This is a genomic window from Streptomyces sp. NPDC046712 (assembly GCF_040645695.1).
In the GTDB taxonomy this organism is placed as follows: domain Bacteria; phylum Actinomycetota; class Actinomycetes; order Streptomycetales; family Streptomycetaceae; genus Streptomyces.
Genome location: NZ_JBEYYW010000011.1, coordinates 137,862 through 163,915, shown reverse-complemented (window position 1 = coordinate 163,915; position 26,054 = coordinate 137,862). Strand labels below are relative to the sequence as shown.

At 72.1% G+C, this 26,054-nt stretch carries 20 protein-coding genes and 1 pseudogene; 9 read left to right on the top strand and 12 right to left on the bottom strand.

Going from position 1 to position 26,054, the window contains the following annotated elements; translation table 11 throughout:
• The first annotated feature begins 104 nt into the window (after positions 1–104).
• Positions 105–1,130 carry an ATP-binding cassette domain-containing protein gene (locus tag ABZ939_RS17150; protein ID WP_361855007.1) on the top strand — a complete coding sequence of 342 codons (1,026 nt, stop codon included), beginning with the start codon at positions 105–107 and terminating at the stop codon, positions 1,128–1,130.
• A complete protein-coding gene (locus tag ABZ939_RS17145; RefSeq protein ID WP_361855004.1) occupies positions 1,127–1,972 on the top strand; it encodes an ABC transporter permease in 846 nt (281 codons plus the stop codon). Before ABZ939_RS17150 ends, ABZ939_RS17145 begins: the two co-directional genes overlap by 4 nt.
• 5 nt (positions 1,973–1,977) lie before the next feature.
• Here the strand turns inward: ABZ939_RS17145 and ABZ939_RS17140 are convergent, their stop codons facing one another.
• The 4 genes from ABZ939_RS17140 to ABZ939_RS17125 all read right to left on the bottom strand — a co-directional run bounded on the left by ABZ939_RS17140 (position 1,978) and on the right by ABZ939_RS17125 (position 7,882).
• Positions 1,978–4,293 carry a serine/threonine-protein kinase gene (locus tag ABZ939_RS17140; RefSeq protein ID WP_361855002.1) on the bottom strand — a complete coding sequence of 772 codons (2,316 nt, stop codon included), beginning with the start codon at positions 4,291–4,293 and terminating at the stop codon, positions 1,978–1,980.
• Between the two features lie 21 nt (positions 4,294–4,314).
• Positions 4,315–6,690 carry a protein kinase gene (locus ABZ939_RS17135; protein WP_361855000.1) on the bottom strand — a complete coding sequence of 792 codons (2,376 nt, stop codon included), beginning with the start codon at positions 6,688–6,690 and terminating at the stop codon, positions 4,315–4,317.
• A 102-nt stretch (positions 6,691–6,792) separates the two neighbouring features.
• A complete protein-coding gene (gene greA / locus ABZ939_RS17130) occupies positions 6,793–7,290 on the bottom strand; it encodes a transcription elongation factor GreA (protein WP_361854998.1) in 498 nt (165 codons plus the stop codon).
• A gap of 190 nt (positions 7,291–7,480) precedes the next feature.
• Positions 7,481–7,882 (bottom strand): DUF4307 domain-containing protein, encoded by a 402-nt coding sequence (locus ABZ939_RS17125; protein ID WP_361854997.1) that lies wholly within the window; start codon positions 7,880–7,882, stop codon positions 7,481–7,483.
• A 99-nt stretch (positions 7,883–7,981) separates the two neighbouring features.
• Here ABZ939_RS17125 and mca point away from each other — a divergent pair, with 99 nt between their 5' ends.
• On the top strand, positions 7,982–8,863 hold the full coding sequence (gene mca / locus ABZ939_RS17120) for a mycothiol conjugate amidase Mca (RefSeq protein ID WP_361854995.1): 882 nt from the start codon (positions 7,982–7,984) through the stop codon (positions 8,861–8,863).
• Positions 8,856–9,095 carry a hypothetical protein gene (locus ABZ939_RS17115; protein ID WP_361854993.1) on the top strand — a complete coding sequence of 80 codons (240 nt, stop codon included), beginning with the start codon at positions 8,856–8,858 and terminating at the stop codon, positions 9,093–9,095. Before mca ends, ABZ939_RS17115 begins: the two co-directional genes overlap by 8 nt.
• Before the next feature lie 137 nt (positions 9,096–9,232).
• Here ABZ939_RS17115 and ABZ939_RS17110 read toward each other — a convergent pair whose 3' ends face one another.
• The gene (locus tag ABZ939_RS17110) at positions 9,233–12,448 is read right to left on the bottom strand and encodes a tetratricopeptide repeat protein (protein ID WP_361854991.1); all 3,216 of its coding nucleotides are present in this window, start codon (positions 12,446–12,448) and stop codon (positions 9,233–9,235) included.
• 243 nt (positions 12,449–12,691) lie between these two features.
• On the opposite strand from ABZ939_RS17110, the gene ABZ939_RS17105 reads away from it, so the two are divergent.
• Positions 12,692–13,084: a rodlin gene (locus ABZ939_RS17105; RefSeq protein WP_361854988.1), complete on the top strand. Its 393-nt coding sequence runs from the start codon at positions 12,692–12,694 to the stop codon at positions 13,082–13,084.
• Positions 13,085–13,226: 142 nt separating this feature from the next.
• Positions 13,227–15,263: a thioredoxin domain-containing protein gene (locus ABZ939_RS17100; RefSeq protein ID WP_361854985.1), complete on the top strand. Its 2,037-nt coding sequence runs from the start codon at positions 13,227–13,229 to the stop codon at positions 15,261–15,263.
• 25 nt (positions 15,264–15,288) lie between these two features.
• On the opposite strand, the gene ABZ939_RS17095 is transcribed toward ABZ939_RS17100, so the two are convergent.
• The gene (locus ABZ939_RS17095; RefSeq protein WP_361854982.1) at positions 15,289–16,326 is read right to left on the bottom strand and encodes an LCP family protein; all 1,038 of its coding nucleotides are present in this window, start codon (positions 16,324–16,326) and stop codon (positions 15,289–15,291) included.
• A gap of 150 nt (positions 16,327–16,476) precedes the next feature.
• Between ABZ939_RS17095 and ABZ939_RS17090 the strand changes: the two genes are divergently transcribed.
• From ABZ939_RS17090 to ABZ939_RS17080, 3 genes and pseudogenes are all read left to right on the top strand, one after another.
• Complete coding sequence (locus tag ABZ939_RS17090) at positions 16,477–16,683, top strand: hypothetical protein (RefSeq protein WP_361854979.1); 207 nt, start codon at positions 16,477–16,479, stop codon at positions 16,681–16,683.
• 162 nt (positions 16,684–16,845) lie between these two features.
• On the top strand, positions 16,846–17,079 hold the full coding sequence (locus ABZ939_RS17085; RefSeq protein ID WP_361854976.1) for a chaplin: 234 nt from the start codon (positions 16,846–16,848) through the stop codon (positions 17,077–17,079).
• Positions 17,080–17,320: 241 nt separating this feature from the next.
• Positions 17,321–18,316: pseudogene (locus ABZ939_RS17080) on the top strand (glycosyl hydrolase); the annotation flags it as partial.
• Positions 18,317–19,067: 751 nt separating this feature from the next.
• On the opposite strand, the gene ABZ939_RS17075 reads toward ABZ939_RS17080, so the two are convergent.
• From ABZ939_RS17075 to ABZ939_RS17050, 6 genes are all read right to left on the bottom strand, one after another.
• On the bottom strand, positions 19,068–20,180 hold the full coding sequence (locus ABZ939_RS17075) for a GNAT family N-acetyltransferase (RefSeq protein ID WP_361855224.1): 1,113 nt from the start codon (positions 20,178–20,180) through the stop codon (positions 19,068–19,070).
• A 23-nt stretch (positions 20,181–20,203) separates the two neighbouring features.
• Positions 20,204–20,827, bottom strand: coding sequence for a lipopolysaccharide biosynthesis protein (locus ABZ939_RS17070; protein WP_361854973.1), 624 nt, complete (start codon positions 20,825–20,827; stop codon positions 20,204–20,206).
• Positions 20,828–20,897: 70 nt separating this feature from the next.
• Positions 20,898–22,031, bottom strand: coding sequence for a glycosyltransferase (locus ABZ939_RS17065; RefSeq protein WP_361854970.1), 1,134 nt, complete (start codon positions 22,029–22,031; stop codon positions 20,898–20,900).
• A complete protein-coding gene (locus tag ABZ939_RS17060) occupies positions 22,028–22,804 on the bottom strand; it encodes a polysaccharide deacetylase family protein (RefSeq protein WP_361854967.1) in 777 nt (258 codons plus the stop codon). The genes ABZ939_RS17065 and ABZ939_RS17060 overlap by 4 nt, the downstream gene beginning before the upstream one ends.
• Entirely contained in the window at positions 22,701–24,476 is a 1,776-nt protein-coding gene (locus ABZ939_RS17055) for a lipid II flippase MurJ (RefSeq protein ID WP_361854964.1), read from the bottom strand. The genes ABZ939_RS17060 and ABZ939_RS17055 overlap by 104 nt, the downstream gene beginning before the upstream one ends.
• A gap of 265 nt (positions 24,477–24,741) precedes the next feature.
• Positions 24,742–26,052 (bottom strand): O-antigen ligase family protein, encoded by a 1,311-nt coding sequence (locus tag ABZ939_RS17050; RefSeq protein ID WP_361855221.1) that lies wholly within the window; start codon positions 26,050–26,052, stop codon positions 24,742–24,744.
• Between the last annotated feature and the right edge of the window lie 2 nt (positions 26,053–26,054).

Sequence of the window (26,054 nt, the reverse complement as noted above, 5' to 3'; positions counted from 1 at the left end):
TGTATCGCGTTACGGTGTGAGCCCGGTCACCAATTCGCTGGGCGGCGAACCCCGTTCAAACCTAAACTTGGGTGGAAAACGCCCAAATCCCTGGGAGAACCCACATGCCAGGCGCGATCTACGCCGAGGGTCTGGTGAAGACCTTCGGCGACGTACGAGCTCTGGACGGCGTGGACCTCGATGTACCCGAGGGCACGGTCCTGGGCCTGCTCGGCCCCAACGGCGCGGGGAAGACCACCGCCGTGCGCGTGCTGACGACGCTCCTCCAGCCGGACAGCGGAAGGGCCGTCGTCGCGGGGATCGACGTGCTCAAGCACCCCAACGAGGTCCGGCGCTCCATCGGTCTCTCCGGCCAGTTCGCCGCCGTCGACGAGTACCTGACGGGCCGCGAGAACCTCCAGATGGTGGGGCAGCTCTACCAGTTGAACGCCAAGCATGCGAAGGCCCGGGCGGACGAGCTGCTCGACCGCTTCAATCTCTCGGACGCGGCCGACCGCACCGCGAAGACGTACTCCGGCGGCATGCGCCGCAGGCTCGACCTCGCCGCCGCCCTCGTCGTCTCGCCGCCCGTGATGTTCATGGACGAGCCGACGACCGGCCTCGACCCACGCAACAGGCAGGCCCTCTGGGAGGTCATTCAGGAGCTGGTCGCGGGCGGTACGACGCTGCTCCTGACGACCCAGTACCTGGAGGAGGCCGACCACCTGGCCGACGACATCTGCGTCATCGACCACGGCAAGGTCATCGCCCGCGGCACCTCGGACCAGCTCAAGGCCCAGACGGGCGGCGAGCGCGTCGAGGTCGTCGTCCACGAGCGGGAGATGATCGACCCCGCCCGTAACGTCCTCGGGCGCTACGGCCTGGCGGGCATCGGCCACAGCGAGGTCTCCGTCGAGAACCACACCCGCAAGCTGACCGTCCCGGTCACCGGCGGCGCCAAGCTGCTCGCCGAGGTCATCCGCGACCTGGACACCGTCGGCGTCGAGATCGACGACATCGGTCTGCGCCGGCCCACGCTCGACGACGTCTTCATCTCGCTGACCGGCCACGTGGCCGAGGTGGCCGAGGAGGAGAACGGCGAGGCCGGTGCCGCCAAGGGCAGGAAGAGCCGGAAGGAGGCGGCCAAGTGACCGCAGTGACGGACGCCGTGGTGGCCCCCAAGCCACGCGGCGGGATCGCCCAGTCGATCGGCGACTCGCTGGTCGTCGCCAAACGCAACCTGATCCGGATGACCCGGATCCCGGAGATGGTCATCTTCGGGCTCATCCAGCCGATCATGTTCGTGGTGCTGTTCAGCTACGTCTTCGGCGGCTCCATGAACATCGGTGGCTCGACCTCACCCGAGGTCTACCGCGAGTTCCTGATGGCCGGCATCTTCGCGCAGACGGTCACCTTCGCCACGGCCGGCGCCGGCGCGGGCATCGCCGACGACATGCACAAGGGCCTGATCGACCGCTTCCGCTCCCTGCCGATGGCCCGCGGCGCGGTCCTCACCGGCCGCACCCTGGCCGACCTGGTGCAGACGGCCCTCACGGTCGTGGTCCTCGCGATCGTCGCGCTCCTCGTCGGCTGGCGCATCCACAACGGCATTCCGAAGGCGCTGGCCGCCTTCGGCCTCCTGCTCCTCCTCGGCTACGCCTTCTCCTGGATCGGCGCGCTGATCGGCCTCTCGGTCCGCACACCGGAGGCGGCGACGTCCGGCGGACTGATCTGGCTCTTCCCGGTCACGTTCATCTCGAACGCGTTCGTGGACTCCAGCCAGATGCCGTCCTGGCTGCAGCCCATCGCCGAGTGGAACCCGTTCAGCGCCACCGTCCAGGCCTGCCGCGAACTGTTCGGCAACCCGGGCGTCTCGCCCTCCGACGCGTGGCCGATGCAGTACCCGGTGTGGGCCTCGCTCCTCTGGTCGATCCTGATCATCGTGGTGTTCAGGACGCTGTCGGTGCGGAAGTACCGCTCGGCGACCGCCTGAGGGGATCAGGGCAGGTAGACGGAGACCACCAGGCCGTCGGGGAAGGGCAGGAACACCGCCCCTCCGGCGGCCAGGGCCTCCGCGGAGGTCAGAGCCTTCTCGTCGACGCCCTCCGGCAGGCTCGCGTCGAGCACCGCGATGTCCTGGCTCCGCTCCGGCGGCCCGGCCACGGGGATGGCGTGCACCTGGTGCTTCCCTGCAGCCACCACCTGGTCACCCACGAAGTAGACCCGACTCAGGTCCGCGTAGTGGAACATCGTCTCCGCACGCCACCGCTCGCGCCCGCTGTCCAGGTCGAAGGTGGCCACCGTCCGACCGGTCTCGCCGCCGACCACGGCCACCATCCCGTCCGCGTTCACCACGGGGCCGCCCGCGATCTTCATGCCCTTGCCGAGGGTGCGCTTGAGCCGCAGGGTGCGGGCGTCGAGCACGGGGACTCCGCTGTCGATGGAGGCCGAGCAGAGCACGTGCTCCCCGTGCACGACCATGTCGCCGCACTGAAGGCCGTCCGCTCCCCTGGCGGTCTCCTTGCCGGTGCCGGCGTCGAGCGCCACAGGGGTGGCGACGCCGATCGGCACGAATACCCGGCCCCCGGCGGCGACCGGCTGTTCCGGGATGCCGTTGAGCTCGCTCCGCCACAGCTCTCTGCCCTCGCCGTCGAGCTTCACAGCCGTGACGAGTCCCCTGCTGTCGTCCCCCAGGTTGACGTACGTGGAGTAGAGGACGCCGTCATGCAGGTCGGAGCCCTTCACCGCCCAGTCGCCGCCGGGTGCCGGGACCTTCCCCCGCTTCGTGCCGTCCTCGATCGCGTACGCGGTCACCCCGTCCGGGCCCGTGATGTACGCGGTGTCGTCGACGACGGCCGGGTGGCCGGCCGACGAACGCAGCCCCTCGCCTCCGGGTGACTCCCGGCCCGGCTCCGACCACAGCTTCTTTCCGTCCGCCGCACGCAGGCCCACCGCCGCGCCGCCGCTCCCGGCGCAGACGAGGACCTTGGGGGCGAGCGCACAGGACTGGACGTCCTCATCGACCCGCGCGGTCCAGGGCGACCAGCCCGCCGGGCGGGCCGCCCGGTCCGTGCCGGCCTTCCCGAAGTCACCGGGATGGCCCTCGCCGCCGTACGGGAGTACGACATGGCTGAGGGTCGTCGGAGCCCCGGGGCCCGTACTGGGCCCGGCCGAGGGGCCCATCGCCCCGCCCGCCGAACTCTCCTGCCCGTCCGTCCGGTTGACCATCACCACAGCCACGGCCGCGAGGACGGCCACGGCAACCACGCCCGCGGTGATCCGGCCCCACGGCCTTCGCCGGACTGCCGGACCCGGCTCCGCGGGTCGGTACCCGGCCGCAGTGGGGGAGTACGGCACGACCGGGCCGACCGTCGGCAGGTCCGCCACGCCCGCGCCCGAGGCCGCCGCCTCACCGATCCGGCGCGCGGAGTCCCCGTACTCGGCCAGCAGCGAGAGGACCGCGCCCGGCCACGGGAAGGCCGCCGGTACCTCGGAGCCCAGCAGCTCCACCAGTTCTGCCGCCGACGGCCGCTCGGCGGGATCCAGCCGCAGACACCGCTCCACAACCTCCCGCAACTCCTCGGGCACGCCCGACAGTTCGGCGTCGGCGCGACTGATCCGGAAGATCACCGACGCCATCTCGTCATCGTGGAACGGCCCACGCCCGCTCGCCGCGAACGCCAGCACCGCGCCGAGACAGAAGACGTCCGAGGCGGGGACAACCGCCCGGCTGCCGATCAGATGCTCCGGTGACATGAAGCCGGGTGAGCCGACCACCAGACCGGTGGAGGTCAGCGCCGTCGCCTCGAAGGCCTGCGCGATGCCGAAGTCGATGAGCTTGGGCCCGGAGGCCCCGAGCAGCACGTTCGCGGGCTTCAGATCCCGGTGCAGCACCTTCGCCGCGTGCACCGAGTCCAGCGCCCGCGCGAGCGCCGCGCCCAGCGCCCTTACCGCCGCGACCGGCAGCGCCCCGGCCCGGGTGACGGCCTCGGCGAGCGAGGGCCCCGGGACGTACTCGGTCGCCAGCCACGGCGAGGAGGCATCGGCGTCGGCGTCGAGGAGCAGGGCCGCGTACGGGCTGTTCACGGCCCGCGCCGCCGTGATCTCCCGGCGGAACCGGGTCCGGAAGTCCCCGTCGACCTCCAGGTCCTCCCGGACGGTCTTCACCGCGACCATCCGGTACGGATCGGCCGTCGGCTCGTCCGCCCGGCACGCCAGATGGACCTCGCCCATCCCGCCCGCGCCGAGCCGGGCCAGCAGCCGGTAGGGGCCGACGAGGCGCGGCGGCTGCCCGGCGGGCAGTGCTTCCAGCACGGAAGTCGTCCTTTCGATGCGCTACTTGGGAAGCTCGACGGAGGCGATGACACCCTGGTCGTAGACGACATGGGCGATCCCGCCGACGGGCAGCACCTCGGGCGCCCGGATCATGTCGGCGAACGGAGTCTCCATCGCCGGCTCCTTCTCCGCCCGCGGTCCCGGTGCGCCCGGCACAGGCGTGGCCTTCGGTCCGGCCGGCTTGCCGTCCGCGCCGAGCCGCACGGTGTAGAGCGCGGAGTAGTCGGCGTACACGACCTGGTCGCCCGCGAGCAGCGGCGACGACCACGCCTGCGCGAGTCCGGGGGGCGCGGCCTTCGCCGCGTAGGAGCCGAGCTGCCTGCCGTCCTTCGGGTCGTGGACCTTCAGCCCGCCGTCGAAGCCGAGAATCGCGTTCGGGCTGATCGCGTCGGGCCGTAGTGCCTCGACGGGGGCGGGCAGGCTGCCCCGCGAGGCGAGCGTGCCGGCGTCGAGGAGATGCAGCCGATCCTTCGCGTTGACGACGTGCGGGGTGCTGACGCAGTACGCCGCGGTGCCGAGAACCTTCAGCAGCTCGCAGGCCTTGGCTTCCCTGTCGACCTGCCCGCGGACGGTGCCGGTCTTCCCGTCGTACGCGATGAGGCCGGCGTCGGTCAGGGCGTACACGATGCCTTTCGCGTAGGCCACGGGCTCGAATTCCTTGATCTCCGAACGTGGGATCTCGTTGTTGGTGAGCGCCCTGGACCACAGCGCCCTGCCGTCCGCGAGGGAGAACGCGGTCATCCCGACCTGCTCCAGATCGATCTCCTGGGTCGTCTTCGTGGCCGCGAAGACGACGCCGTCGGCGACGATCGGACGGCTGGCCTGGCCCTGCGAGCCCATGGCCTCCTTCTCCCAGCGCACCGCTCCGGTGCGCGCGTCCCGCACCTGGAGCCTGTCGCCCGAGGCGATGACCACCATCTTGTCGTGCACCACGGGACGAGCCGTATCTCCGGCGATGAAGACACCGCCGGTGGGACCCACGTAGCTGAGGTCGTCCCGCTCGTCCTCCACCAGGTCCGCGCTCCACAGCTTCTTCCCGCTCGCCGTGTCCAGCGCCTCGTACCGGCCGTCCACCGTCCGGCACGCGATCACCGACTCCCCTGCCGAGCAGCCGAACGCCGGCGCCGTCAGCTTCGCCTGCCACGGCTTCCAGCCGACCGGCCGCTGCGCCGCGTTCTGCGGCACGAGCCCGGACGCGTCCGGCAGGCCCCGGTCGTCCACGCCGGAAATGCGGGGGCCGGATGCGGCCGGGGGTGCCTTCGCGTCCGACGTCGGCTTCCCCTCCGGCCACAGCAGATACGTCCCCACGCCGCCCGCCACCACCGTCAGCGCCACCACGCCCGCGAGCAGTCCCCGGCGCCGCTTCCGGGGTGCGGTGGCCGGGACGGTCGGCGGGGTGGGGACCGGCGGCATCGTCGGGAGCTGGTGCAGGCCCGGGGCCGCGGCCGGTGTCGCCGCGGGGACCGCGAGCAGCGGGCCCCCCGCCGCCACCAGCTGCGCGAGCTCGCTGCCGTACTCCCCGATGTGCTCCCGCACGCCCTCCGGCCACGAGGGTCGTCGTTCCCCGCCCAGCAGCTCCACCAGCCGCTCCGGCGTCGGCCGGGCCGCCGGGTCGGCGCTCAGGCAGGCGGTGACGACGCTCCGCAGCTCCTCCGGCACCCGGCTCAGGTCCGCGTCGGCCTGCGAGACGCGGTAGAGGACCGCCGCCACCGGCCCGTCGCCGAAGGGGTCCTCGCCGGTCGCCGCGTAGCAGAGCAGCGAGCCCAGGCAGAAGACGTCCGACGCGCCCGTCACGGACCGCGCCCCCGCGACATGCTCGGGCGACATGAAGGAGGGGGTGCCGACCATCATTCCGGTCGCTGTCATGGTCGTGGCGCCGCTGCTGCGGGCGATGCCGAAGTCGATCAGGCGCGGCCCGTCCACGGACAGCATGACGTTGCCGGGCTTGAGGTCGCGGTGCAGGACGCCCGCGGCGTGAATGTCGGCCAGCGCGCGGGCGATCCCGGCGCCCAGCTCCCGTACCGTCGCCACCGGCAGCGGACCGCCCCGCCGCACCGCCTGGGACAGGCTCGGCCCCGGAACGTACGCCGTCGCCAGCCAGGGCACCTCGGCATCGGCGTCCCCGCCGACCGGGGCCGCGGCCCAGTCGCTCCGTACGAGAGCGGCGACCTTGATCTCGCGCCGGAAGCGGTCGCGGAAGGCGGGATCGTTCGCGACGTCGCGCCGTACGGTCTTCACGGCCGCGAACGAGCCCTCGCCGGGCAGCCGGCCCAGGAACACCTCGCCCATGCCTCCGGCGCCGAGCCGCGCCAGCACCTCGTACGGTCCGATCTGCCGTGGCGCTCCCTCGCGCAGCGGTCCCAGCACGTGTGTCATCCCCCTTGTGACGTGACGTCAGGCCCGCATCATTACATGTGCATGCAATGCAAAAGGGCCGGGCCCCCGAGGGGGTCCGGCCCTTCGCTGGAAGGATCGAGCTCAGCCGGTGTACGGCTTGGCGCTGAGGATCTTCACCGTGGCCTTCTTGCCGTTCGGCAGCTCGTACTCGGCGTCCTCACCGGCCTTCTTGCCGTTCACGCCGACCCCGAGCGGGGACTGCGGCGAGTAGGTCTCGATGGTGCCGCTCGCGTACTCGCGGGAGGCGAGCAGGAAGGTCATCGTGTCGTCCTCGTCGCCGTCGAAGGCGATCGTCACGACCATGCCCGGCTCGACGATGCCGTCGTCCGCCGGCGCCTCGCCGACCTTGGCGTGCTCGAGCAGCTGGGTCAGCTGGCGGACCCGGAGCTCCTGCTTGCCCTGCTCCTCCTTGGCCGCGTGGTACCCGCCGTTCTCGCGCAGGTCGCCCTCCTCGCGCGCCGCGGCGATCTTGGCGGCGATCTCGGTTCGCGCGGGACCAGACAGGTACTCCAGCTCGGCCCTGAGCTGGTTGTACGCCTCCTGGGTGAGCCAGGTGACGTTGTCGCTGGTCTGGGTCACAGGTGCTCCTCGTAGGTACTGGGAATACAAAGCATCGCCCTACCCAGAAGGATTGTCCTTCCTGGGCGGGCGAAACCACGAGCCTAACAATTAGTGGCGAAAAGGGGGAGGACATAAACCACCAAGATGGCGTCACCCCTGGTCAGCGTGGGAAACGGAGTTCGACACACCGCCCGGTCCCTACCCGCTGCTACTGCGCGGTACACCCCATGAGCTCGGCGCTGGTCGCCCGCGCGGTGGTCCGGATCGACCAGACGCGGTCCACGCGATCGACGGCCTCGTCGATCCGCACGTCCTTGCGGCCCACCTCGGCCCCGTCCTCGGACCGCGAGCGCAGCGTGCAGACGCCCGTGACATCGACGTCCTTGCGTACCTCCAGGTGCACCTGCACCTCGGTGTCGCTCACCACGTCGAACTTGATCATCTCGGCGCTGATCCTGCTGTCGACCACGTAGTGCCAGCCGAACCAGCCCATCAGGCCGAGGAACAGCACGCCGAGCACGGCGCCGGCGATCTTGAGCTTGCGGTCGGCGCGCTCGTCCGCGGAGCGGCCGTAGCGCCCCTCGGGCAGCTGCTCTCGCACCGCGCTCATGCTCGTTCCTCTCGCCGCCGGGGGCACCCGGAATTTTCCGCCCCCCGGTTCCGTCACTATAGAGACCTCCCTCCGCGACGAATCACTGAGGATCGAGTCTTGACTGAGCAGCTGCGACTGATGGCCGTTCACGCCCACCCCGACGACGAGTCGAGCAAGGGCGCGGCAACGATGGCCAAGTATGTGTCCGAGGGGGTGGACGTGCTCGTGGTCACGTGCACGGGCGGCGAGCGCGGCTCCATCCTCAACCCCAAGCTCCAGGGCGACGCCTACATCGAGGCGAACATCCACGAGGTGCGCCGCAAGGAGATGGACGAGGCCCGCGAGATCCTCGGGGTCGACCAGGAGTGGCTGGGCTTCGTCGACTCGGGTCTGCCGGAGGGCGACCCGCTGCCGCCGCTGCCCGAGGGCTGCTTCGCGCTGGAGGACATCGACACGGCGGCGGGCGAGCTGGTCCGCAAGATCCGTTCCTTCCGGCCGCAGGTGATCACGACCTACGACGAGAACGGCGGCTACCCGCACCCCGACCACATCATGACCCACAAGATCACGATGGTGGCCTTCGACGGGGCGGCGGACACCGAGAAGTACCCGGAGGCCGAGTTCGGCCCGGCCTTCCAGCCGCAGAAGCTCTACTACAACCAGGGCTTCAACCGTCCCCGCACCGAGGCCCTGCACCAGGCGCTTCTCGACCGGGGCATGGAGTCGCCGTACGGCGACTGGCTGAAGCGCTGGGACGAGTTCGAGCGCACGGAGCGGATCCTGACCACGCACGTCCCGTGCGCCGAGTTCTTCGAGACCCGTGACAAGGCCCTGATCGCCCACCGCACGCAGATCGACCCGGACGGCGGCTGGTTCCGGGTGCCGATGGAGATCCAGAAGGAGGTCTGGCCGACGGAGGAGTACGAGCTCAGCAAGTCGCTGGTGCCCACCTCCCTCCCCGAGGACGACCTCTTCGCGGGCATCCGCGACAATGCCTGACATGAGCGCACACCTGGCACTGACCCAGCTTGTCCCCTTCGCCGCCGAAGAGCTGGACAAGAACAAGGTGACCCCCGGCGTCCTCGGTTTCGTCGTCTTCGCCGTGATGGCCGTGGCCGTCTGGATGCTGATGAAGTCGATGAACCGCCACATGGGCAAGGTCTCCTTCGAGGAGGCCCCGGACCCGAAGGCGGCCGCCCCCGCGACGAGCGGTACGGCCGCCAAGGAGTAGCGGGCCGGCCGCCGCGGTGCGGGCTCCCCCCGAGGGGAGGGCCCACACCGCGATGCCGCGGGCTCGCCCCGAGGGGCGAGCCGTCCCGCGTTGCTGCGGGCTCCCCGAGGGGAGCCCGCACCGCGGTGTCCCCGTACTCAGGCCATCTCCAGCGGGACGCCCATCACCTCCCGGGCGTGCCGGTTCGGCACCATGCCCAGGTCCCAGGCCTGCCAGCCCATGTCGAGCTGGACGCCCCGCTCCAGGACCAGGGCGTACGCCTCCGCGCAGTCCTCCAGCTTCCCGTCCCGCGTCGGGTGGCGGTCCTCGATCAGCCGGCTCAGCTCCTCCTGCGCGACGACCGTGCCCACCTCGGCGCCGCCCGGTGAGGCGTACGGGAGCAACGTGCAGCGCAGGAAGCGGGCCCAGTCGGCGCCCCGCCGGTCGTCGTACGACAGGAAGAGCCCGACCGCCTCCCCACACAGCTCCAGGGCCTGCGCGACCTTGCCGTTCCCGGCGTCGACGATCGCCAGCTCCAGACAGGTCCAGGCCTCGCCGTGGGCCACGCCGATCCGGTGGAAGTCCGCCCGTGCGTCCACCAGGAGCTGCCGGGCGAAGCCGGAGTTCCGCAGATTGCCGGTCTGCGCCGCGCGCTGGTCGCGGGTGACCCGGCCCGAGTGGTGCCGGGCGCAGGCGAGCCCGTACACGTCCCGCATCCGGGAGAACATCGTGCGCGCCCGCTCCAGCTCCCGTACCGCCTGATCCAGGTCGCCGCGCTCCTCGAGCGCGTGCCCGAGGTAGTACAGCGTCCACGCCTCGCCCCGCGCGTCCTCCTGGTCGCGGTGGCGGGAGAGGGCCTGGCGCAGGCCCTCCACCGCCGGCGCGATGTCGCCCTCGACGAGCCGGGCGCGGGCCAGCTGCGTCAGCGCCCACGCCTCGCCGCGCCCGTCGCGGGTACGGCCGTACCGGTCGAGGGCCGCGCGGAGCTCGGCGTCGGCCCGCTCCACGTCACCCATGCGCAGGCACACCTGGCCCAGCTGGAAGTGCGCCCAGGCCTCGCCGTGCACGGACTCGTTCTCCCGGTGCAGCTCCAGGGCCGTATGCAGCAGGGCCAGCGCCTCGGCCAGGTTCGCCCGGTCCCGCTCGACGGCCGCCAGGGCGTGCAGGGTCCAGCCCCGGTCGGCGGCCAGCGACTCCGGCTCCTGGAGCGCCAGCGCCTCGCGGAGCTTCGCCGACGCCTCGGTCAGATTGCCCTGGTGATGCAGCGTGATCCCCAGGGAACAGAGCGCGAGCGCGGCCCCCGCGTCCTGGTGCGCCTCCTGGTAGAGGGAGACCACCGAGGTCAGCGTGGTGCGCGCCTTGTCCAGCTCGCCGAGCTGCCGGGCCGCGATACCGGTCCGCCACTGCACCGACCGGGACAGCAGACCCTGCCCGACCGCGTCCGTCAGCTCGTTGATCTCGCCCAGCCGGTACAGGTCGCCGCGCAGCAGGCAGTAGTCGCAGAGCGCGCCGAGCAGGTTCAGTACGGTCTGCTGGTCGACGCCCTCGGCGTGCCGCAGCGCCGCCGTCATGAAGCTCGACTCGTCGTCCAGCCAGCGCAGGGCCGCGTCCAGGGACCCGAAGCCGTGCCCGCCGAACCGGTCGGCCCGGGTCGACATCTTGCCGTCGACCATCCGGATCACCGCGTCCGCGAGCTCCGCGTAGTTCTGGATCAGCCGCTCCTGCGCCGCCGCGATCTCCGCCGCGTCCTCCTCGTCCAGGAGCCGGGCCGCCGCGAAGCCGCGCACGGCGTCGTGCAGCCGGTAGCGCTCGCCCCGGACGTGGTCGAGGAGACCGGCCTGGGCGAGCTCACGCAGCAGCCGGGCCCCGTCCTGACCCTTCCCGCCGAGCAGCGCACCGGCCGCCGCGGCGCCCAGCGAGGCCCGCCCGGCGAGCGCCAGCCGGCGCAGCAGCCGTCGGCCGTCCTCGTCGAGATCGGTGAAGTACCCTACGGAGAGCGCCCGTTCGACGGGCGAAGGGCCCCAGCCCGGACGGTCCAGGAGATGCGCGAGATCGCTCATCGAGCGGTGGCCGAGCGAGGACCCTGCCACCCGCAGCGCCAGCGGCAGGCCGCCGCACAGCTCCCGGATCCGGTCGAAGGCCTCGGAGTCGTACGGGCCGGGATCAGGCTCCTCGGCCGCCTCCCGCAGCAGCTCCTCCGCCCCCGCCGCGTCCAGCGCCGCCACCGGCAGCCGGTGGACGGACGCCGGCGCCTCGTCCCCCAGGTCCAGCGGCTCCCGGCAGGTGACCAGGACCAGGCTGTCCGAGCGCTCCGGCAGCAGCGTACGGACCTGCTCCGCCTCCACCGCGTCGTCGAGGATCACCGTCACCGGCAGTCCGGTCAGATGCTGGTGGTACAACTCCGCCAGTCTGCGAACCTGTTGATCCGCCGAGGAGCGCTCGCGGAACAGCAGCTGCTCGCGCGGCGCACCCAGCCGGTTCAGCAGATGCAGCAGCGCCTCCCGGGTCGACAGCGGCTTCTCGCCGCGCGTCCCGCCGCCGCGCAGGTCCACCACGCACGCCCCGCGGAACTGATCCCGCAGTGCGTGCGCCGCCCGAACGGCCAGTGTCGTGCGGCCCGAGCCCTGCTCCCCGTACAACATCACGACCGTCGGCCGGGTCTGCGTCGACGCCCGGCCCGCCTGCACCCACTGGGTGATCTGCGCCAGTTCGGCGCGCCGCCCCGCGAACGGCCCTCCGGAGTCCGGCAGATGGCCGAACGACTGTTCCAGGACGGTCCGGCGGCGGGCCGCCGCGCTGCGGTCCGCGCCGCGCAGCTGTCCCACGACCTTCTGCGGCGGCTTCTGCGTGCTCGCGAGCATTACCCGCTGCTGGTCGAGAAAGGGGCGCACGCCCCGTACCTCCAGCGCCGTCAGCCACTGCAGCCGTAGCTGATCGGGCCCACCGGGCTGGCCCAGGGCGCCCGCCCGGCGGTGCGCGGCGGGCCAGTGCGAGGCGGTCACTTTCAGCACGGTCGCCGCCGCGCCCGCCACCGCCACCACGGCTCCGGCGCCCAGCGCCGTCCCGGCGGCCACGCCCAGCGCCAGGTCCGCCCCGAAGGCCGCGGCCGCCGCAACGGACGTGACCAGCATGGGAGTTCCCACGGCCTGTCTGCTGAACCGATCCGCCAGCGACTGCTGTCCGGCCTCCGCCTCCTCCAGAGCCCGTAGATAGGCCGCGTACTCCTCGCCCGCACTCGCCGCCATGGTGTCCAGCGCGGCCCGGCCGCGCGCCAGCAGCGCCGTGGAGTCGGAGCGGCCCCCGGAGCGCCGCACCTCCTCCTCCACGGCGCGTGCCAACAGCCGCTCGGCTTCAGCCCGATGGCTGTCCCGCATGTGCGTCCCCCTCCGAGAGCTTCCGCTTCCGGCCACAAGTGTCCTGCGTGACGCGCGTCGGCGCGAGGGAGCGGGGCGATCGGCGTACCGAACGCCTGCCCCTCGACCCGGCGTCCGATGGCGTTCATCTGCTGAATACCGCATCCGAGTGACGACCCGGAACCAATCCTTTTTCGGGCAGTTGATCAGCGTGCTTCGGCTAACGGAGCGTTCCAGGGCCCTCGAGCTCAAGAAGGAAGACTCGTGATCAAGAAGGTTCTTGCTACGGCGGCAGTTGCGGCCACGGTCGCCGGCATGTCTGCGACGACGGCGATGGCGGCCGGCAACGACGGCGGCAGCGCCAACATCATCGGCAACCAGTCGAAGCAGTCGATCGGCAGCAACTCCACCGGTGGCTACATGAGCCCGAACTTCGGCCTCATCAACGGTGGCGTCCTGCACTGCTTCGACATCCAGAAGATCCAGGCGCAGGTTCCGGTCGGCGTCATCGCCGTCCCGGTCGCGGTTCAGGACGTCCTCGGCAACCCGATGTCGAACCAGACCTGCACCCAGAACTCCGTGCAGCAGAAGGGCGACGACGCGCTGTCGCACATCCTGGGCGAGGTCCTCTCCCAGAACGGGAACGTCGGCGGCTGACGCCACCAGTCCCTCCGGAGCGGCCCCGTTCCTCGCAGAGCCAGTGCGAGGAACGGGGCCGCTTCCCGTATCACTGCCCCGTTCGTGCGCCCCCACCCGTGGCGCATGGGCGGGGTTTCGCCGTGTGCGCGAGGATGGGGGCATGCCGAACAGACTGGCCCATGAGACGTCCCCGTACCTCCTCCAGCACGCCGACAACCCGGTCGACTGGTGGCCCTGGTCGGCCGAGGCGTTCGAGGAGGCGCGCCGCCGCGACGTCCCCGTGCTGCTCAGCGTCGGCTACAGCAGCTGTCACTGGTGCCATGTGATGGCGCACGAATCCTTCGAGGACGACACCACCGCCGCCTACGTCAACGACCACTTCGTCGCCGTCAAGGTCGACCGCGAGGAGCGACCCGACGTCGACGCCGTCTACATGGAGGCCGTCCAGGCGGCCACCGGCCAGGGCGGCTGGCCGATGACGGTCTTCCTCACCCCGGACGCCGAGCCCTTCTACTTCGGTACGTACTTCCCGCCCGAGTCCCGGCACGGCATGCCCTCCTTCGGAGACGTCCTCGACGGCGTCTCCCGCGCCTGGACCGAGCGCCGCGACGAGGTCGGCGAGGTCGCCGGGAAGATCGTCAAGGACCTCTCCGCCCGCTCCCTCGCCTTCGGCGGCGACGGCGTCCCCGGCGAGGAGGAACTCGCCCAGGCGCTGCTCGGCCTGACCAGGGAGTACGACGCGACCCGCGGCGGCTTCGGGGGCGCGCCCAAGTTCCCGCCGTCGATGGTGCTGGAGTTCCTGCTGCGCCACTACGCCCGTACGGGAGCCGAGGGCGCTCTGCAGATGGCCGCCGACACCTGCGAGGCGATGGCCCGCGGCGGCATCTACGACCAGCTCGGCGGCGGCTTCGCCCGCTACTCCGTGGACCGTGACTGGGTCGTCCCGCACTTCGAGAAGATGCTGTACGACAACGCCCTGCTGTGCCGGGTGTACGCGCACCTGTGGCGGGCCACCGGCAGTGACCTGGCCCGCAGGGTCGCCCTGGAGACCGCCGACTTCCTGGTCCGGGAACTGCGCACTCCCGAGGGCGGCTTCGCCTCCGCGCTCGACGCGGACTCCGACGACGGCACGGGCCGGCATGTCGAGGGCGCGTACTACGTCTGGACTCCGGCGCAGCTCGCCGAAGTCCTCGGCGAGGACGACGCCGCCCATGCCGCCGCCCACTTCGGCGTCACCGAGGGAGGGACCTTCGAGGAGGGCTCCTCCGTCCTCCAGCTCCCGCGGTCCGCGGAAACGGAGCCCGGGGCGGACGCCGACCGGATCGCCTCGATCAAGGAGCGCCTGCTCGCCGCCCGCGACCGGCGCGAGCGCCCCGGCCGCGACGACAAGATCGTCGCCGCCTGGAACGGCCTCGCGATCGCCGCGCTCGCCGAGACCGGCGCCTTCTTCGACCGGCCCGACCTGGTCGAGCGCGCCACGGAGGCCGCCGATCTGCTCGTGCGGCTGCACATGGGCACGGACGCCCGGCTGGCCCGTACCTCCAAGGACGGGCAGGCCGGCGCCAACGCCGGGGTCCTGGAGGACTACGCCGATGTCGCCGAGGGCTTCCTGGCGCTCGCCGGGGTCACCGGAGAGGGGGTCTGGCTGGAGTTCGCGGGATTCCTTCTGGACATCGTCCTTGACCAGTTCGTCGCCGAGGGCGGCGCGCTGTACGACACTGCGCACGACGCCGAGGCGCTGATCCGCCGGCCCCAGGACCCGACGGACAACGCCGCCCCGTCCGGCTGGACGGCCGCCGCCGGCGCGCTGCTCTCCTACGCCGCCCACACCGGCTCCGAGGCGCACCGCTCGGCCGCCGAGGGCGCGCTCGGGGTGGTCAAGGCGCTGGGTCCGCGAGCGCCCCGGTTCATCGGCTGGGGTCTGGCCACGGCGGAGGCGCTGCTCGACGGGCCCCGGGAGATCGCGGTGGTCGGCGCCGCCGACGACGACACCGCCCAGGCCCTGCGCCGCACCGCTCTGCTGGCCCCCACCCCCGGCGCGGTCGTCGCCTTCGGCGCCCCGGACAGTGAGGAGTTCCCGCTGCTCAAGGACCGTCCGCTGGTGGACGGGGGAGCGGCCGCGTACGTCTGCCGTCACTTCACCTGCGACGCGCCCACGACGGACCCGGCCGAGCTGGCCCGTACGCTCTCGCGCTGAGCGCACGGACCGGCGCCCGGGTGGACTACGGGCAGACGAGCGAGGCGCCGTCGGTCGGCCGGTACTCGCCGAGGCCCTGCGGGATCTCGCTCGTCTGCGTCGGCCGGGCCTCCGGCAGCGGCCGGTCGACGCGCAGCGCTTCGAAGATCTCCGCCGACTGCTCCTCGTCCCGGGCGAGGGTGGCCCCCACACCCTCGATGGTGGGGTTGAAGGCGCGGATGGGTACGGTCGCGAACTCGGTACGGTCGGGGCCGATGTGCCGCAGCCGGAAGGCGAGCGTCAGCATCTCGGTCACGGACAGCGCACGATCCATGTGCGCCGTGCCCCGCAGCGTCGAGGCCAGCAGCCGCAGCCGGGTGGGGTCGTCCAGCAGGCCCGCCCGGATCGTCTTCAGCATGTTGACCACGAACTTCTGCTGCTTCTGGATCCGCCCGAAGTCCATCTTCCCGTCGGCACGCCGTGAACGGACGTACTGCAGCGCCTCGCCGCCCCCGACCTTCTTCGTCCCCGGGGCGAGATCGATGCCGGTGACCGCATCCTTGAGCGGCTCCACGGTGCAGACGGGCACTCCGCCGTCGACCTGGTCCACACCGTCGATGAAGCGACGGAAGTCGATCTCGAGGTAGCGGTGGACGGGGGCGTCGGTCATGTGCTCGACGGCCTCGACGGTGAACGCCGGACCGCCCTCGGTGTGAGCGGCGTTGATCTTCGCCTGGTGCGGGCCGTGCACCGCACCGGTCCGCTGGTCGACGTGTTCCGTGGGGAAGCCGGTGAGCGTGTCGCGGGGCAGGCTCACCACACTGACCCGGTCGTACCCGGCGGAGATGTGCACCAGCATCATCACGTCCGTGCAGTCGCAGCCCTTGCCGCCGGCGTGGTGGCGCTTCATCTCCTCGGCCGTGAGGCCCGCCCGGCTGTCGACCCCGACGACCAGGATGTTGAGTCCGCGGTCCTCTGAGGGCATGGCGGCCGGGACCGCGGCGAGCGCCCCGGAGCCGAGGGCGGCGAGCGCCGCCGTGGCGAGCACAAGACGGCGTGGACGCGGGAATTTCCTGATGGACACGGGCAGCCTCCATCGGCTCGGAATTGAGAACGCCCGCACCGTAAGTCGATGCCCGTCGTACACAGGTTCGCGACGCGACGTGGGCCGGTTGAATCACTCTCCTGCGACGTCTGTGGAATGATGCGGGAACCGCAGTGGATGGGAGGGAAGATGGCACCCGATCCCGGGAAATGGGAGCGGATGGCCTTCATTCCGAAGAGCCGTTATGTGGCGGACCCGCCGCCACCTGTCGACCGGGGACCTTTCCCCGTCTACTCCTCGCTGGTCCAGCAATGGGCCCTGGCCGGCCGTACGGTGCCGGGCATGCCGGACCGCGAGTGGGAGCGTCTGATGGCGACGCCCGTCTGGCCGCGCTGACCGTGAGCGCAATGGAGTGAATACCGATCTGTCGGCGATAAGCCGGTTTCCTTTCCCGGGCATGGTCGTTGTGTTGTGTGCGGTGGAGGCCGGGGGCGTCAATGCACCGGTGATTCGCGAGATCCGTGAAATTCCGTCCGCCGCGGAAAGGACTTAGACGAAATGAAGTGCAAGAAGGCTGCGGTCGTCGTCGCCGGTCTGTTCATGGCTCTCGGTGCGGCCGCGCCCGCGATGGCGGACTCCGACGCGTACGGCTTCGCGGCCGGTTCGCCGGGTGTGCTGTCGGGCAACAACATCCAGGTGCCGATCAACATCCCGATCAACTTCTGCGGCAACAGCCTCAACCTGATCGGTGCGATCAACCCGGCGTTCGGCAACGTCTGCGTCAACTACTGACAAACGGCTCGGGCCGGCCCCGCGGGACGTCATCGACGTTCCGCGGGGCCGGCCCTTGTCATGCCCGGGCAGCCGGCGTCGGCACGGCTTTCCTTCGCATCGGGTGCCCCAACTGGGCGATGAAATACACCAATGGACTACTGATCAGATCGATGCCGCGTTCACGGTCGGCTTATTAGGAATACTTTCGGAGCATCTGACTGACGGACCATCAATCGGCGCAGATCGTGAAGGAGTGGCCATGGCCTACCGAAAGCGGAAAGTTTCGAGTGTGTGGCTGGGGGTGTTCACCGCAGGTCTCCTTGCCTCAGGTTCAGTCGTGCTGTCCTCTCCAGTTCACGCCGCCGAATCCGCAACGACGCGGGACCCTCAACCGACTCTGTCCACCGCACTGGGCGCGTTCCTCGAATCCGGCCCGGTCGGGGTCGGCCGGATCGGCCAGCTGGAGCGATGGCTCGGAGGGCGGGAGCTCCGCGTCGGCCACACGTACCTGCCCGGCGATCTCTGGTCGAACATCGAAGGCCCCCCGGGCTTCCTGAACGCCTGGGCGGACTGGCGCAACGAGCAGGACGACCGGCTGTTCGTGCTGAACGTGCCGATGCTGGAGCGGAACGAGGCCGGCGTCTCGGACTACGAGGTCCGCCGCCAGCTCCAGCTCGGTGCGGCCGGGTACTACGACCACCACTTCAAGACGCTCGCGCAGCGCCTGGTCGACCTGGACGCGACCGACACCGTCATCGTCCTCGGCTGGGAGATGAACGGCACCACGTACACGCACCGGTGCGCACCGGATCCCGCGGCGTGGAAGAAGTACTGGAACCGGATCGTCGCCGCCATGCGGTCCGTTCCCGGCCAGAAGTTCCGCTTCGACTTCAATCCGAGCCGTGGGACGGATGCCATTCCGTGGACGGAATGCTATCCGGGTGACGACGTCGTCGACATCATCGGCATGGATTCGTACGACCAGCCGCCGGGTTCCAATTTCGACCGGCACATCAGCGAGCCGTACGGACTGCAGAAGCAGGTCGACTTCGCGAAGGAGCACGGCAAGCAGATCTCCTATCCGGAATGGGGACTCTTCCGGAACGGGGACAATGCCGAGTACATGCGGCGGATGCTCGAATGGATGAACGAGCACAAGCCGCTGTATCACACGATCACCGACTACTGCCCGCACGGCGTCTGGCAGTGCGACGACAACCCGAAGTCGTCTCAGGTGTTCCGGCAGATGCTCTCCGGAGTGGAGCCCGAGGTACCTGAGGTACCGACCGGGCCTGAGGCTCCGGAAGTACCGGTCGAGCCGGAGGAGCCGGAGCTGCCTGAGGTGCCCGAGGTGCCGGAGCTGCCGGAGGATCCGACATGGCCCGAGGAGCCGGAGCTGCCGGAGCTTCCGACATGGCCCGAGCTGCCGGAGGATCCGGCGTGGCCCGAGCTGCCCACCGAGCCCGAGGTGCCCGAGGCGCCGGCGGAACCGGAGATCCCGACGATCCCCGAGCCCAAGCCGGAACCGAAGCCTGTACCCAAGCCGGAGACCAAGCCCGAGAAGCCCGAGCCGAAGCCGAAGCCGGAGCCGAAGCCCGAGCCGAAGCCTGAGACCAAGCCCGAGAAGCCCGAGCCGAAGCCGAAGCCGGAGCCGAAGCCCGAGCCGAAGCCTGAGACCAAGCCCGAGAAGCCCGAGCCGAAGCCTGAGCCCAAGCCCGAGAAGCCCGAGCCGAAGCCCGAACCGAAGCCCGAACCGAAGCCCGAGCCCAAGCCCGAGCCGAAGCCCAAGCCGAACTGCTGGACCGTGAACCTCGGTTCGTGGGTGGAGAACTGGATCGGCGGTCCCGTCTGCGTCCCCAAGGACGGCTGGGACTGGAAGGACGAGGCCGAGATCGAGGACGAGGCCGAGGAGAACGACGCCTGGGAGAACGTCCTGGACAGCGACAACTGGCCCTTCTGATCACCTGATCACCGAAGGAGCACGGCCCGCACGGCGGCAGAGGAGCTCATCCTCCGCCGCCGTTCGTCCGTCCCCGCAGCCGTCCGAGCGCCCGCCCCACCCAGGCTCGCTCCCGCGCCTGCCGCGCCGCCCAGCGCCGTCCGTCCGCCGCGCCCGCGCACAGCCACAGCAGCGGGGCGGCCCCCCGCCCCGCCAGCATCAGCCGCTGGTTGGGGACGGTCTCCGGACGCCAGTGCTGCTTGTACGGCTCGGTGCCCCGCAACATGCTCAGGGTCGCCCGCCCGCTCGCACTGGTCTCGCGCGCCCCGTGGCGCAGCAGCATCGTCGCCACGTCCACCTTCCGCGCACGCAGCACCGGATCCGCGCCGTACAGGTAGCCGCCCGCGAGCCGCGGCGACATCAGCGTCAGATCGGCCGCGACGACGTCGCCGGCGAGCCGGAACTCGGTCACCCGCGCGTCCCCGCACTCGACCATCGGCCGCACCGCCCGTGCGAGATGCTGGGCGAACCGGTCGCTGGTGTGCTCGACGGTCACTCCCCGCCCCTGCCACTGGAGCTGATGGAGTCTCAGCAGCCGTTCGAGGGCGGCCGGCACCTCCTCGCCCGGCACGACGCGCTCGTCGATGCCGAGCGCGTCCAGTTTGCGCAGCTTGGCGCGCACGCGCTGGGCCTTTCCCGAGGGAATCCGTGCGAGCAGGGCGTCCATCGGTACGGCGGGCAGCTCCAGACAGAGCGAGTCGGCCAGCCGCCGGCGTGGGCCGGGCCAGCGGGCGAAGACCTGCTCGGCCGACGCCCCGGGCCGCACCTCGCGCAGATCGACCACCGCACCGCGCGCCGCCCTGCCCAGCGCTCCGGCCAGCGCGGGCGCCGCCTCCGGGCACGCGTCGTCGAGCAGGACGTCGGTGAAGTCCGTGATCGAGCCGCCCAGCTGGGTGAGGACCGGGAGCGGGCCCCCGGCGCGCATCAGGGGCGCCGCCGCGACCAGTTCGCCGTCCTCCCGTCGTACGAGCACCACGCGCAGCGCGCCCGGCCTGCCGTACGACACCCACCAGGAGTGCAGCCAGGAGTGGGACTGGAACGGGGTGGCCGTGGAACAGCGGGCGTACAGCGACGCCCACCGCTCGCCGAGCCGACCGAACTCCTCGCCGTCCCGGCAGATCTGCGTGCTCAGTCCGCTCAGGGTCACACCGCCTCCGGTGCCGGCTGGTGCTGGGCTGCCGCCGGGGCGGGAACGGCGGCGGACGGCGTCTGCCGCGAGTGCCGTGCCTCCGCACGCGCCGCGCGCTGGGGCCGCACCAGCAGCACCAGACCGCCGAGCAGGCCGCCCGCGCAGCCGCCGACCAGGGCGGAGAGCGGGGCGGACGGCGAGACCGGCTCCACCGGCCGGGTCGCCCGGGAGAACTGGACGACCTTCACGCCCGTGTTCCCGGCGACGTGCGAGCTGTTGACGACCAGGGCGCGCGCGACGCCGTCCGCCATCGAGACCGCCCGGCCCGGCTTCGTCGCCCGCGCGGTGATGGAGATCATCGGCGCGTCGGGCGAGGTCGCCGCCTGCACGCTCGAGCGCAGGGTCGCGGCGGAGACCCCGGCCCACACCTGCGCGTCGCCGGTCACTGCGATGTCGGTGGCGACCCGCCCGTACGCCTGGGCGAAGCCGAGGGCGGCGGCCGGGTCGGACTTCTCGCCGGGGACCACGATGACGTAGCTCGTCGCCGCGTACTCGGGCGCCTTCAGCGCCCCGTACCCGCCGCCGAGCATGGCGCCGACCAGCACCGAGGCGGGCAGCACCCACCCGCGGCGGGGCATGCGCAGGGCCCTCATGAGGGAGGAGCGTTGTGGAGGCAGAGCGCTGGGGCTCAAGGGACTCATGGGTGTCTCACTTCGCGAGGAGAGGGGTGCCGTGGACGGCCTGTTCGTAGAGGGACATCAGCTGCTGGGCGCTGTGCGCGATGTCGTAGCGGCGCGCGGCCTCGGGCTGCGGCAGCCGGGCGAGGCGGGCGTCCCGGATGCCGCGCAACGCCGAGATCAGTTCGGGTACGGACGCGCCGATCCGACGCGCCCCGGGGGCGGCGTCGGGCGGCAGGTCGTCGATCGCCGGGCAGGCCACGTACAGCACCGGAAGTCCGGCGGCCAGCGCCTCGACGACCGCGAGCCCGAAGGACTCGTCGGGGGAGGTGGAGACGAAGACGTCCATCGCCGCCAGGAGCGAGGGCAGGCCGGGACCGGCGGACGTCACGGACGGCGGGTCCTCGCAGGCGCCCGCGAGAAGCACCCGTCCGCCCGCCCCGCACTCCCGCGCCACGGCGAGCAGCCGCTCGCGCTCCTCGCCCTCCCCGACCAGCAGCAGCCGCGCCTCCGGCACCGACGCCACCGCGCGGACGAGCCGGTCGAAACGCTTTCCGGGCGCCAGCCGCCCCACCCCGCCGACGACGAACGCGTCCGCCGGCAGGCCGAGCACGTTGCGCGTCATCCGCCGCGCGCCCTCGTCATGGCCGAAGCGCGCCCGCTCGATGCCGTTCGGGACGACATGGATACGGGAGGGGGCCACGCCCCACTTCTCGAGGCGACGGGCGACGCTGGGCGAGACGGCGACCGTGGAGGTGCCGAGCCGTTCGGTGGCCCGGTAGAGGGCGCGGGTGCCCGCCGAGAGCGGCCGGCCCTCGATCTGGGTGTCGCCGAGGGAGTGCTCGGTGGCGAGGACCGCGCGGACCCCGGCGAGGCGGGCGGCGATCCTGCCGTACACACAGGCCCGGTAGAGGTGTGTGTGGACGAGGTCGTACCGGCCCCGGCGGACGATTCCCGCGAGCCGGGGGAGCGCGCCGAGATCCCGGTTGCCGGTCATCCCGAGGTGGACCACCGGTACGCCGTCGGACGAGATGCCGCGGGCGACGGTGCCCGGGTTGGTGAGCGTGACGACCTCGCTCCGTACGGGCAGATGGCGCAGCAGCAGCCGGAGTTGCTGCTCGGCGCCGCCGATCCCGAGACCCGTGATGATGTGCAGGACCTTCATGCGAACTCCTGGACGAGGTTGCCCGGCCGGCGGCGGCGCAGCGGGTGCAGGACGCGCTTGGCGGTGAGCCGCCAGGGGGTGTCCTGCTCGTCGATGTGGATACGGGGCAGCGCGTGCGCACAGGTCAGCGGCCCGGGGTCGATGGCGCAGCCGTAGCGGTAGCCGGCCTCCCGTACGGCCCGGACGACGCGGGCGTCGACGTCTCCGTACGGGTAGCAGAAGCCGTCCACCGGCGTGCCGGTGATCTCCTCCAGGAGCTCGCGGCTGCACCGCGTCTCCTCGGCGAGGGTCCGGTCGTCGACGGCGGTGAGCGAGATGTGCCGCATCCCGTGCGAACCGATCTCCATGCCGGCCTCGGCCACGCGCAGGATGCCGTCCTCGGTCAGGAGGTGCTTCCGCGGGCCGTCGCGGTCCCAGGCGTTCTCGCCGCCGATGCGGCCGGGCAGCACGTAGACGGTGGCGGTGAAGCCGTGACGGCGCAGCAGCGGGAGGGCCGAGTCGAGGAAGTCGGCGTACCCGTCGTCGAAGGTGAGCCCGACGAGCCCCTTGGCCCGGCCGGCGGCGGTCGCGGCGAGCAGCTCGCGCACCGATACGCCGCGCAGCCCCCGGTCGTTCAGCCAGTGCAGCTGCCGGGCGAAGCGGACGGGGGAGACCGTCACACGGTACGGATCATCTGCGGTGTCGGCGATCGAGTGGTACATCACCACCCACGGGGGCGGCTTCGGCAGCAGTCGACGAATCGCGGCGGTGCGGGGCGCCGTGGCAGCGGGCATGGGCGAGCCTTCGTGATGCGGTGCGGGTGAGGGGTGGGATGTCCGGCGCACGGGCGGCGCAGGCGAGGAAGAGCAGGAAGACGGAGGCGCAGACGAGGGCGGCGACCGCGAGGGAGAGGACCGGGGGGTCGATCCACAGCGAGCAGAGCCAGCCGGCTCCGGTGGCCCAGGCGGCGGCGGTGGCCAGCCGCAGGAGCCCTTCCCCGAGGTAGCGGATACGGACCGGGATGGACTGGCGGCGGGCGCCCAGCAGCAGCATCACGGCGGTCAGCGTGATGCCGAGGGCGTTGGCCGCGGCGATGCCGACGCTGCCCCACACGGCGGAGCCGAAGACTCCGGCGATGGCCGTCGCGACGAGACCGGCGGCCATCGCGGCGGCCGGGTACCAGAGCGGATGGGCGGCGGAGAAGTAGCAGCGGACCAGCGCGCCGACCGTCGTCTGGCCGAGCAGACCGAGGGCGTAGACCCGCATCACGGCGGCGGTCGCAGCGGTGTCGGAAGGGTCGAAGGCGCCGCGCTGGAAGAGGAGTTCGACGATCTGCGGGGCGGCGGCGATCACCACCGAGGTGCCGATGAGGACGACCACGGCGGCGAGGAGCAGATCCCGTTCGACGCGGCGCCGTGCGCCGTCCGTGTCCCCCGCCGCCATGGCGCGGGCGACGACCGGGAAGCTGACCGTGCACAGCATCAGGGAGAGGATCATCGGCATCTGCGCGACCTTCTGCGCGTAGTTCAGATGCGAGATGGCGCCGGCCGGCAGGGGCGAGGCGAGGAACCGCTCGATGAGGATCTGGGACTGGCGGGAGACGGCGAAGGCGATGACGGGGGCGATGAGTCCGAGGACGAGAAGGCGGCCGCCGTCGCTCCTCGCGGCCGGCTCGCCGCCCTTCGGTACGGGCCGGTGGCGCAACTCCCGGATCAGGTACGGCGCCTGGACCGCCACCATCAGCACGCCGCCGACGGCGACCCCGGTGGCGGCGGCCCGCACGCCGAAGGGTTCGCGCAGCACGACGATCGTGCCGATGATGCCGACGTTGTACGCGACGTAGATGGCGGCCGGCGGGAGGAAGGAGCCGTGGGCGCGCAGGGCGGCCGAGCAGTAGCCGGCGAGCGCGAAGGTCAGCACACACGTCGCGGTCAGCCGGGTGCAGTCGACGGCGAGCCGCGGATCGGGGAGCCCGGGCGCGAGCGCCGCCACGAGCGCGGGCGCGGCGAGGACCAGGAGCCCGGCGACGGCGGACATGGCGAGCGCGAGCCGGGGCAGCGTGGCGCGGACGAGGGTACGGACAGGGTCCCCGAACAGGCTGCCCGCGCGCCGCGCCAGGGCGCGGCTGAACGCGGGCACCAGGATCAGCGCCATCGCGTCCTCGATGAGCAGCGTCGAGGCGAACTCGGGCACGGTCCAGGCGACCAGGAACGCGTCCGTCTCGGCCCCCGCCCCGAAGAAGTGCGCCAGGATCTGATCCCGTACGAGTCCGAGCACGGCCCCGGCCGCGGTGAGCCCGGCGGTCACGGCTGCGGCCCGCGCCAGGAATCTGCCGGAGGCGGAGCGGCCCTGGGCCCGCCGCGCATGTGCCCCGCGCGGCGTACGTCCGTCGAACCGATCCCGCGCGCCGGCCCGCCCCGGGCGCTCGACCGGCGCGTGCGGCGCACCGCCTGGAGCTGTCGCCACGGCCCCGGCCCTGGGCCCCGCCGAGGCAGCGGGTTGTGGGCGGTGGACGGCCGGCGGCGGGCCTGTCGGGGCCGGGGAAGCCGTGCCCGCCCAGCGCCAGCCGCCGCCCGCGTAGGCCGAGGCCGTCGAGCGGTCGGACACGGACCACGGGTCGGCGGGCCGGCCCGACCACCCCCCGCGCACATCCGACCCCGCGACGGACTCCTGGCCGGGGGTCTTCGGAGGCCGCGCACGGTCCGTCGACTCCGGCTCCCCGCCCCAGGGGTCACGCACGCTTCACCTCCGCCAGCGCCCACCACGCCGCGAGGCCGAGGACGACCGACATCAGGACCGTCGACGGCCCGCCGATGTCCGCGTAGAAGAAGTCGATGAGCTGCCACGACAGCAGGCCGATCGCGACCAGCGCGCAGTCCGCGCCCCGCGCACGCCGCCGCAGCGCACCCACCAGCAGCGCCGCCCAACTGCCCGCGAGGGTGAGGAGACCCACCAGGCCCTGCTCGCTGAGCACCAGCAAGTACATGTTGTGCGGCGAGAGCAGCGGCTGGCGCCGGAACGTCGCGCCCGCGCCCGCCGTGTCACTGCCCGACGACAGCGCGAGCGAGGCGTTGGAGTCGCGGTACGCGGGGAAGCCCTTCAGGCCCACCCCCGTCAGCGGGTCCGAGCGCCACATGCGCTCCGCCGCCGCCCACATCGTGTACCGGTCCGTCACCGACTGGTCCGGCGCCCCCGCCACCTGCGTGATGCTGGTGACCCGCTCCTTCACCATCGCCGAACCCACCCCGAAACCACCCACCAGGACCACCGCGAGCGCGCCCGTCACGAGCGCCACCCGCCCCGCCCGGCGCAGCCCCGAGAGCACGAGCTGGATCGCGATCGCCAGGACCGTCGCGATCCACGCGCCCCGGCTGAAGGAGAGCACCAGCGGCAGGAACAGCAGACCCGCGCAGACCAGCGCCGCCGTCCGCACCCGCCCGCGCCCGCTGCCCAGCGCCATCCCGGTGACGACGACGAGGCCGTACGAGACGACCGTCGCCATCCCCATCACATCGGTCGGCCCGAACGTCCCCACCGCCCGGACGTCCTCGCCCATGTACGACGCGCCCGTTCCGGTCAGGTACTGCGTGACCCCCACCGCGCCCTGCAGCAGGGCCAGAGCGACCAGCGCCCACGCGACCACCGCGAAGTCCCGCCGGTCGCGGATCATCAGCAGCACGGCCGCCGGGACGAGCACGAAGACCTGGAGGTAGCGGGCCACGCCCGGCAGGCTCGCCGCCGGATCGCTCGAGGTGATCGCCGCCAGACAGATCCCGAGGACCGGCAGACCGAGCACGACCGCCGCCCACCGGGTCAGCGGCCGGGCTCCGCTGCGCATCACCCGCACCAGAGAGATCAGCACGAGCAGCCCCGAGGCCGCGTCCGCGAGCCCCCCGGTCCCCCCGGTGCCTCCCTCGGCGCCGCCGGTCGCCGGGACGAGCAGCAGCGCGATCACCGCCAGGACCGGGGACAGGGACCACGCCCTGCGGGCCCAGTCCCGTACGTCGTCGTGCAGGGCGGGAACCGCCACCGCCGTCGCCATCA

Coding starts and splice junctions, on each gene's coding strand:
- ABZ939_RS17150 (WP_361855007.1), top strand. CDS start 105: ATGCCAGGCGCGATCTACGCCGAGGGTCTGGTGAAGACCTTCGGCGAC.
- ABZ939_RS17135 (WP_361855000.1), bottom strand. CDS start 6,690: ATGACACACGTGCTGGGACCGCTGCGCGAGGGAGCGCCACGGCAGATC.
- ABZ939_RS17125 (WP_361854997.1), bottom strand. CDS start 7,882: ATGAGCGCGGTGCGAGAGCAGCTGCCCGAGGGGCGCTACGGCCGCTCC.
- ABZ939_RS17115 (WP_361854993.1), top strand. CDS start 8,856: ATGCCTGACATGAGCGCACACCTGGCACTGACCCAGCTTGTCCCCTTC.
- ABZ939_RS17110 (WP_361854991.1), bottom strand. CDS start 12,448: ATGCGGGACAGCCATCGGGCTGAAGCCGAGCGGCTGTTGGCACGCGCC.
- ABZ939_RS17100 (WP_361854985.1), top strand. CDS start 13,227: ATGCCGAACAGACTGGCCCATGAGACGTCCCCGTACCTCCTCCAGCAC.
- ABZ939_RS17090 (WP_361854979.1), top strand. CDS start 16,477: ATGGCACCCGATCCCGGGAAATGGGAGCGGATGGCCTTCATTCCGAAG.
- ABZ939_RS17085 (WP_361854976.1), top strand. CDS start 16,846: ATGAAGTGCAAGAAGGCTGCGGTCGTCGTCGCCGGTCTGTTCATGGCT.
- ABZ939_RS17070 (WP_361854973.1), bottom strand. CDS start 20,827: ATGCCCCGCCGCGGGTGGGTGCTGCCCGCCTCGGTGCTGGTCGGCGCC.
- ABZ939_RS17065 (WP_361854970.1), bottom strand. CDS start 22,031: ATGAAGGTCCTGCACATCATCACGGGTCTCGGGATCGGCGGCGCCGAG.
- ABZ939_RS17060 (WP_361854967.1), bottom strand. CDS start 22,804: ATGCCCGCTGCCACGGCGCCCCGCACCGCCGCGATTCGTCGACTGCTG.
- ABZ939_RS17050 (WP_361855221.1), bottom strand. CDS start 26,052: ATGGCGACGGCGGTGGCGGTTCCCGCCCTGCACGACGACGTACGGGAC.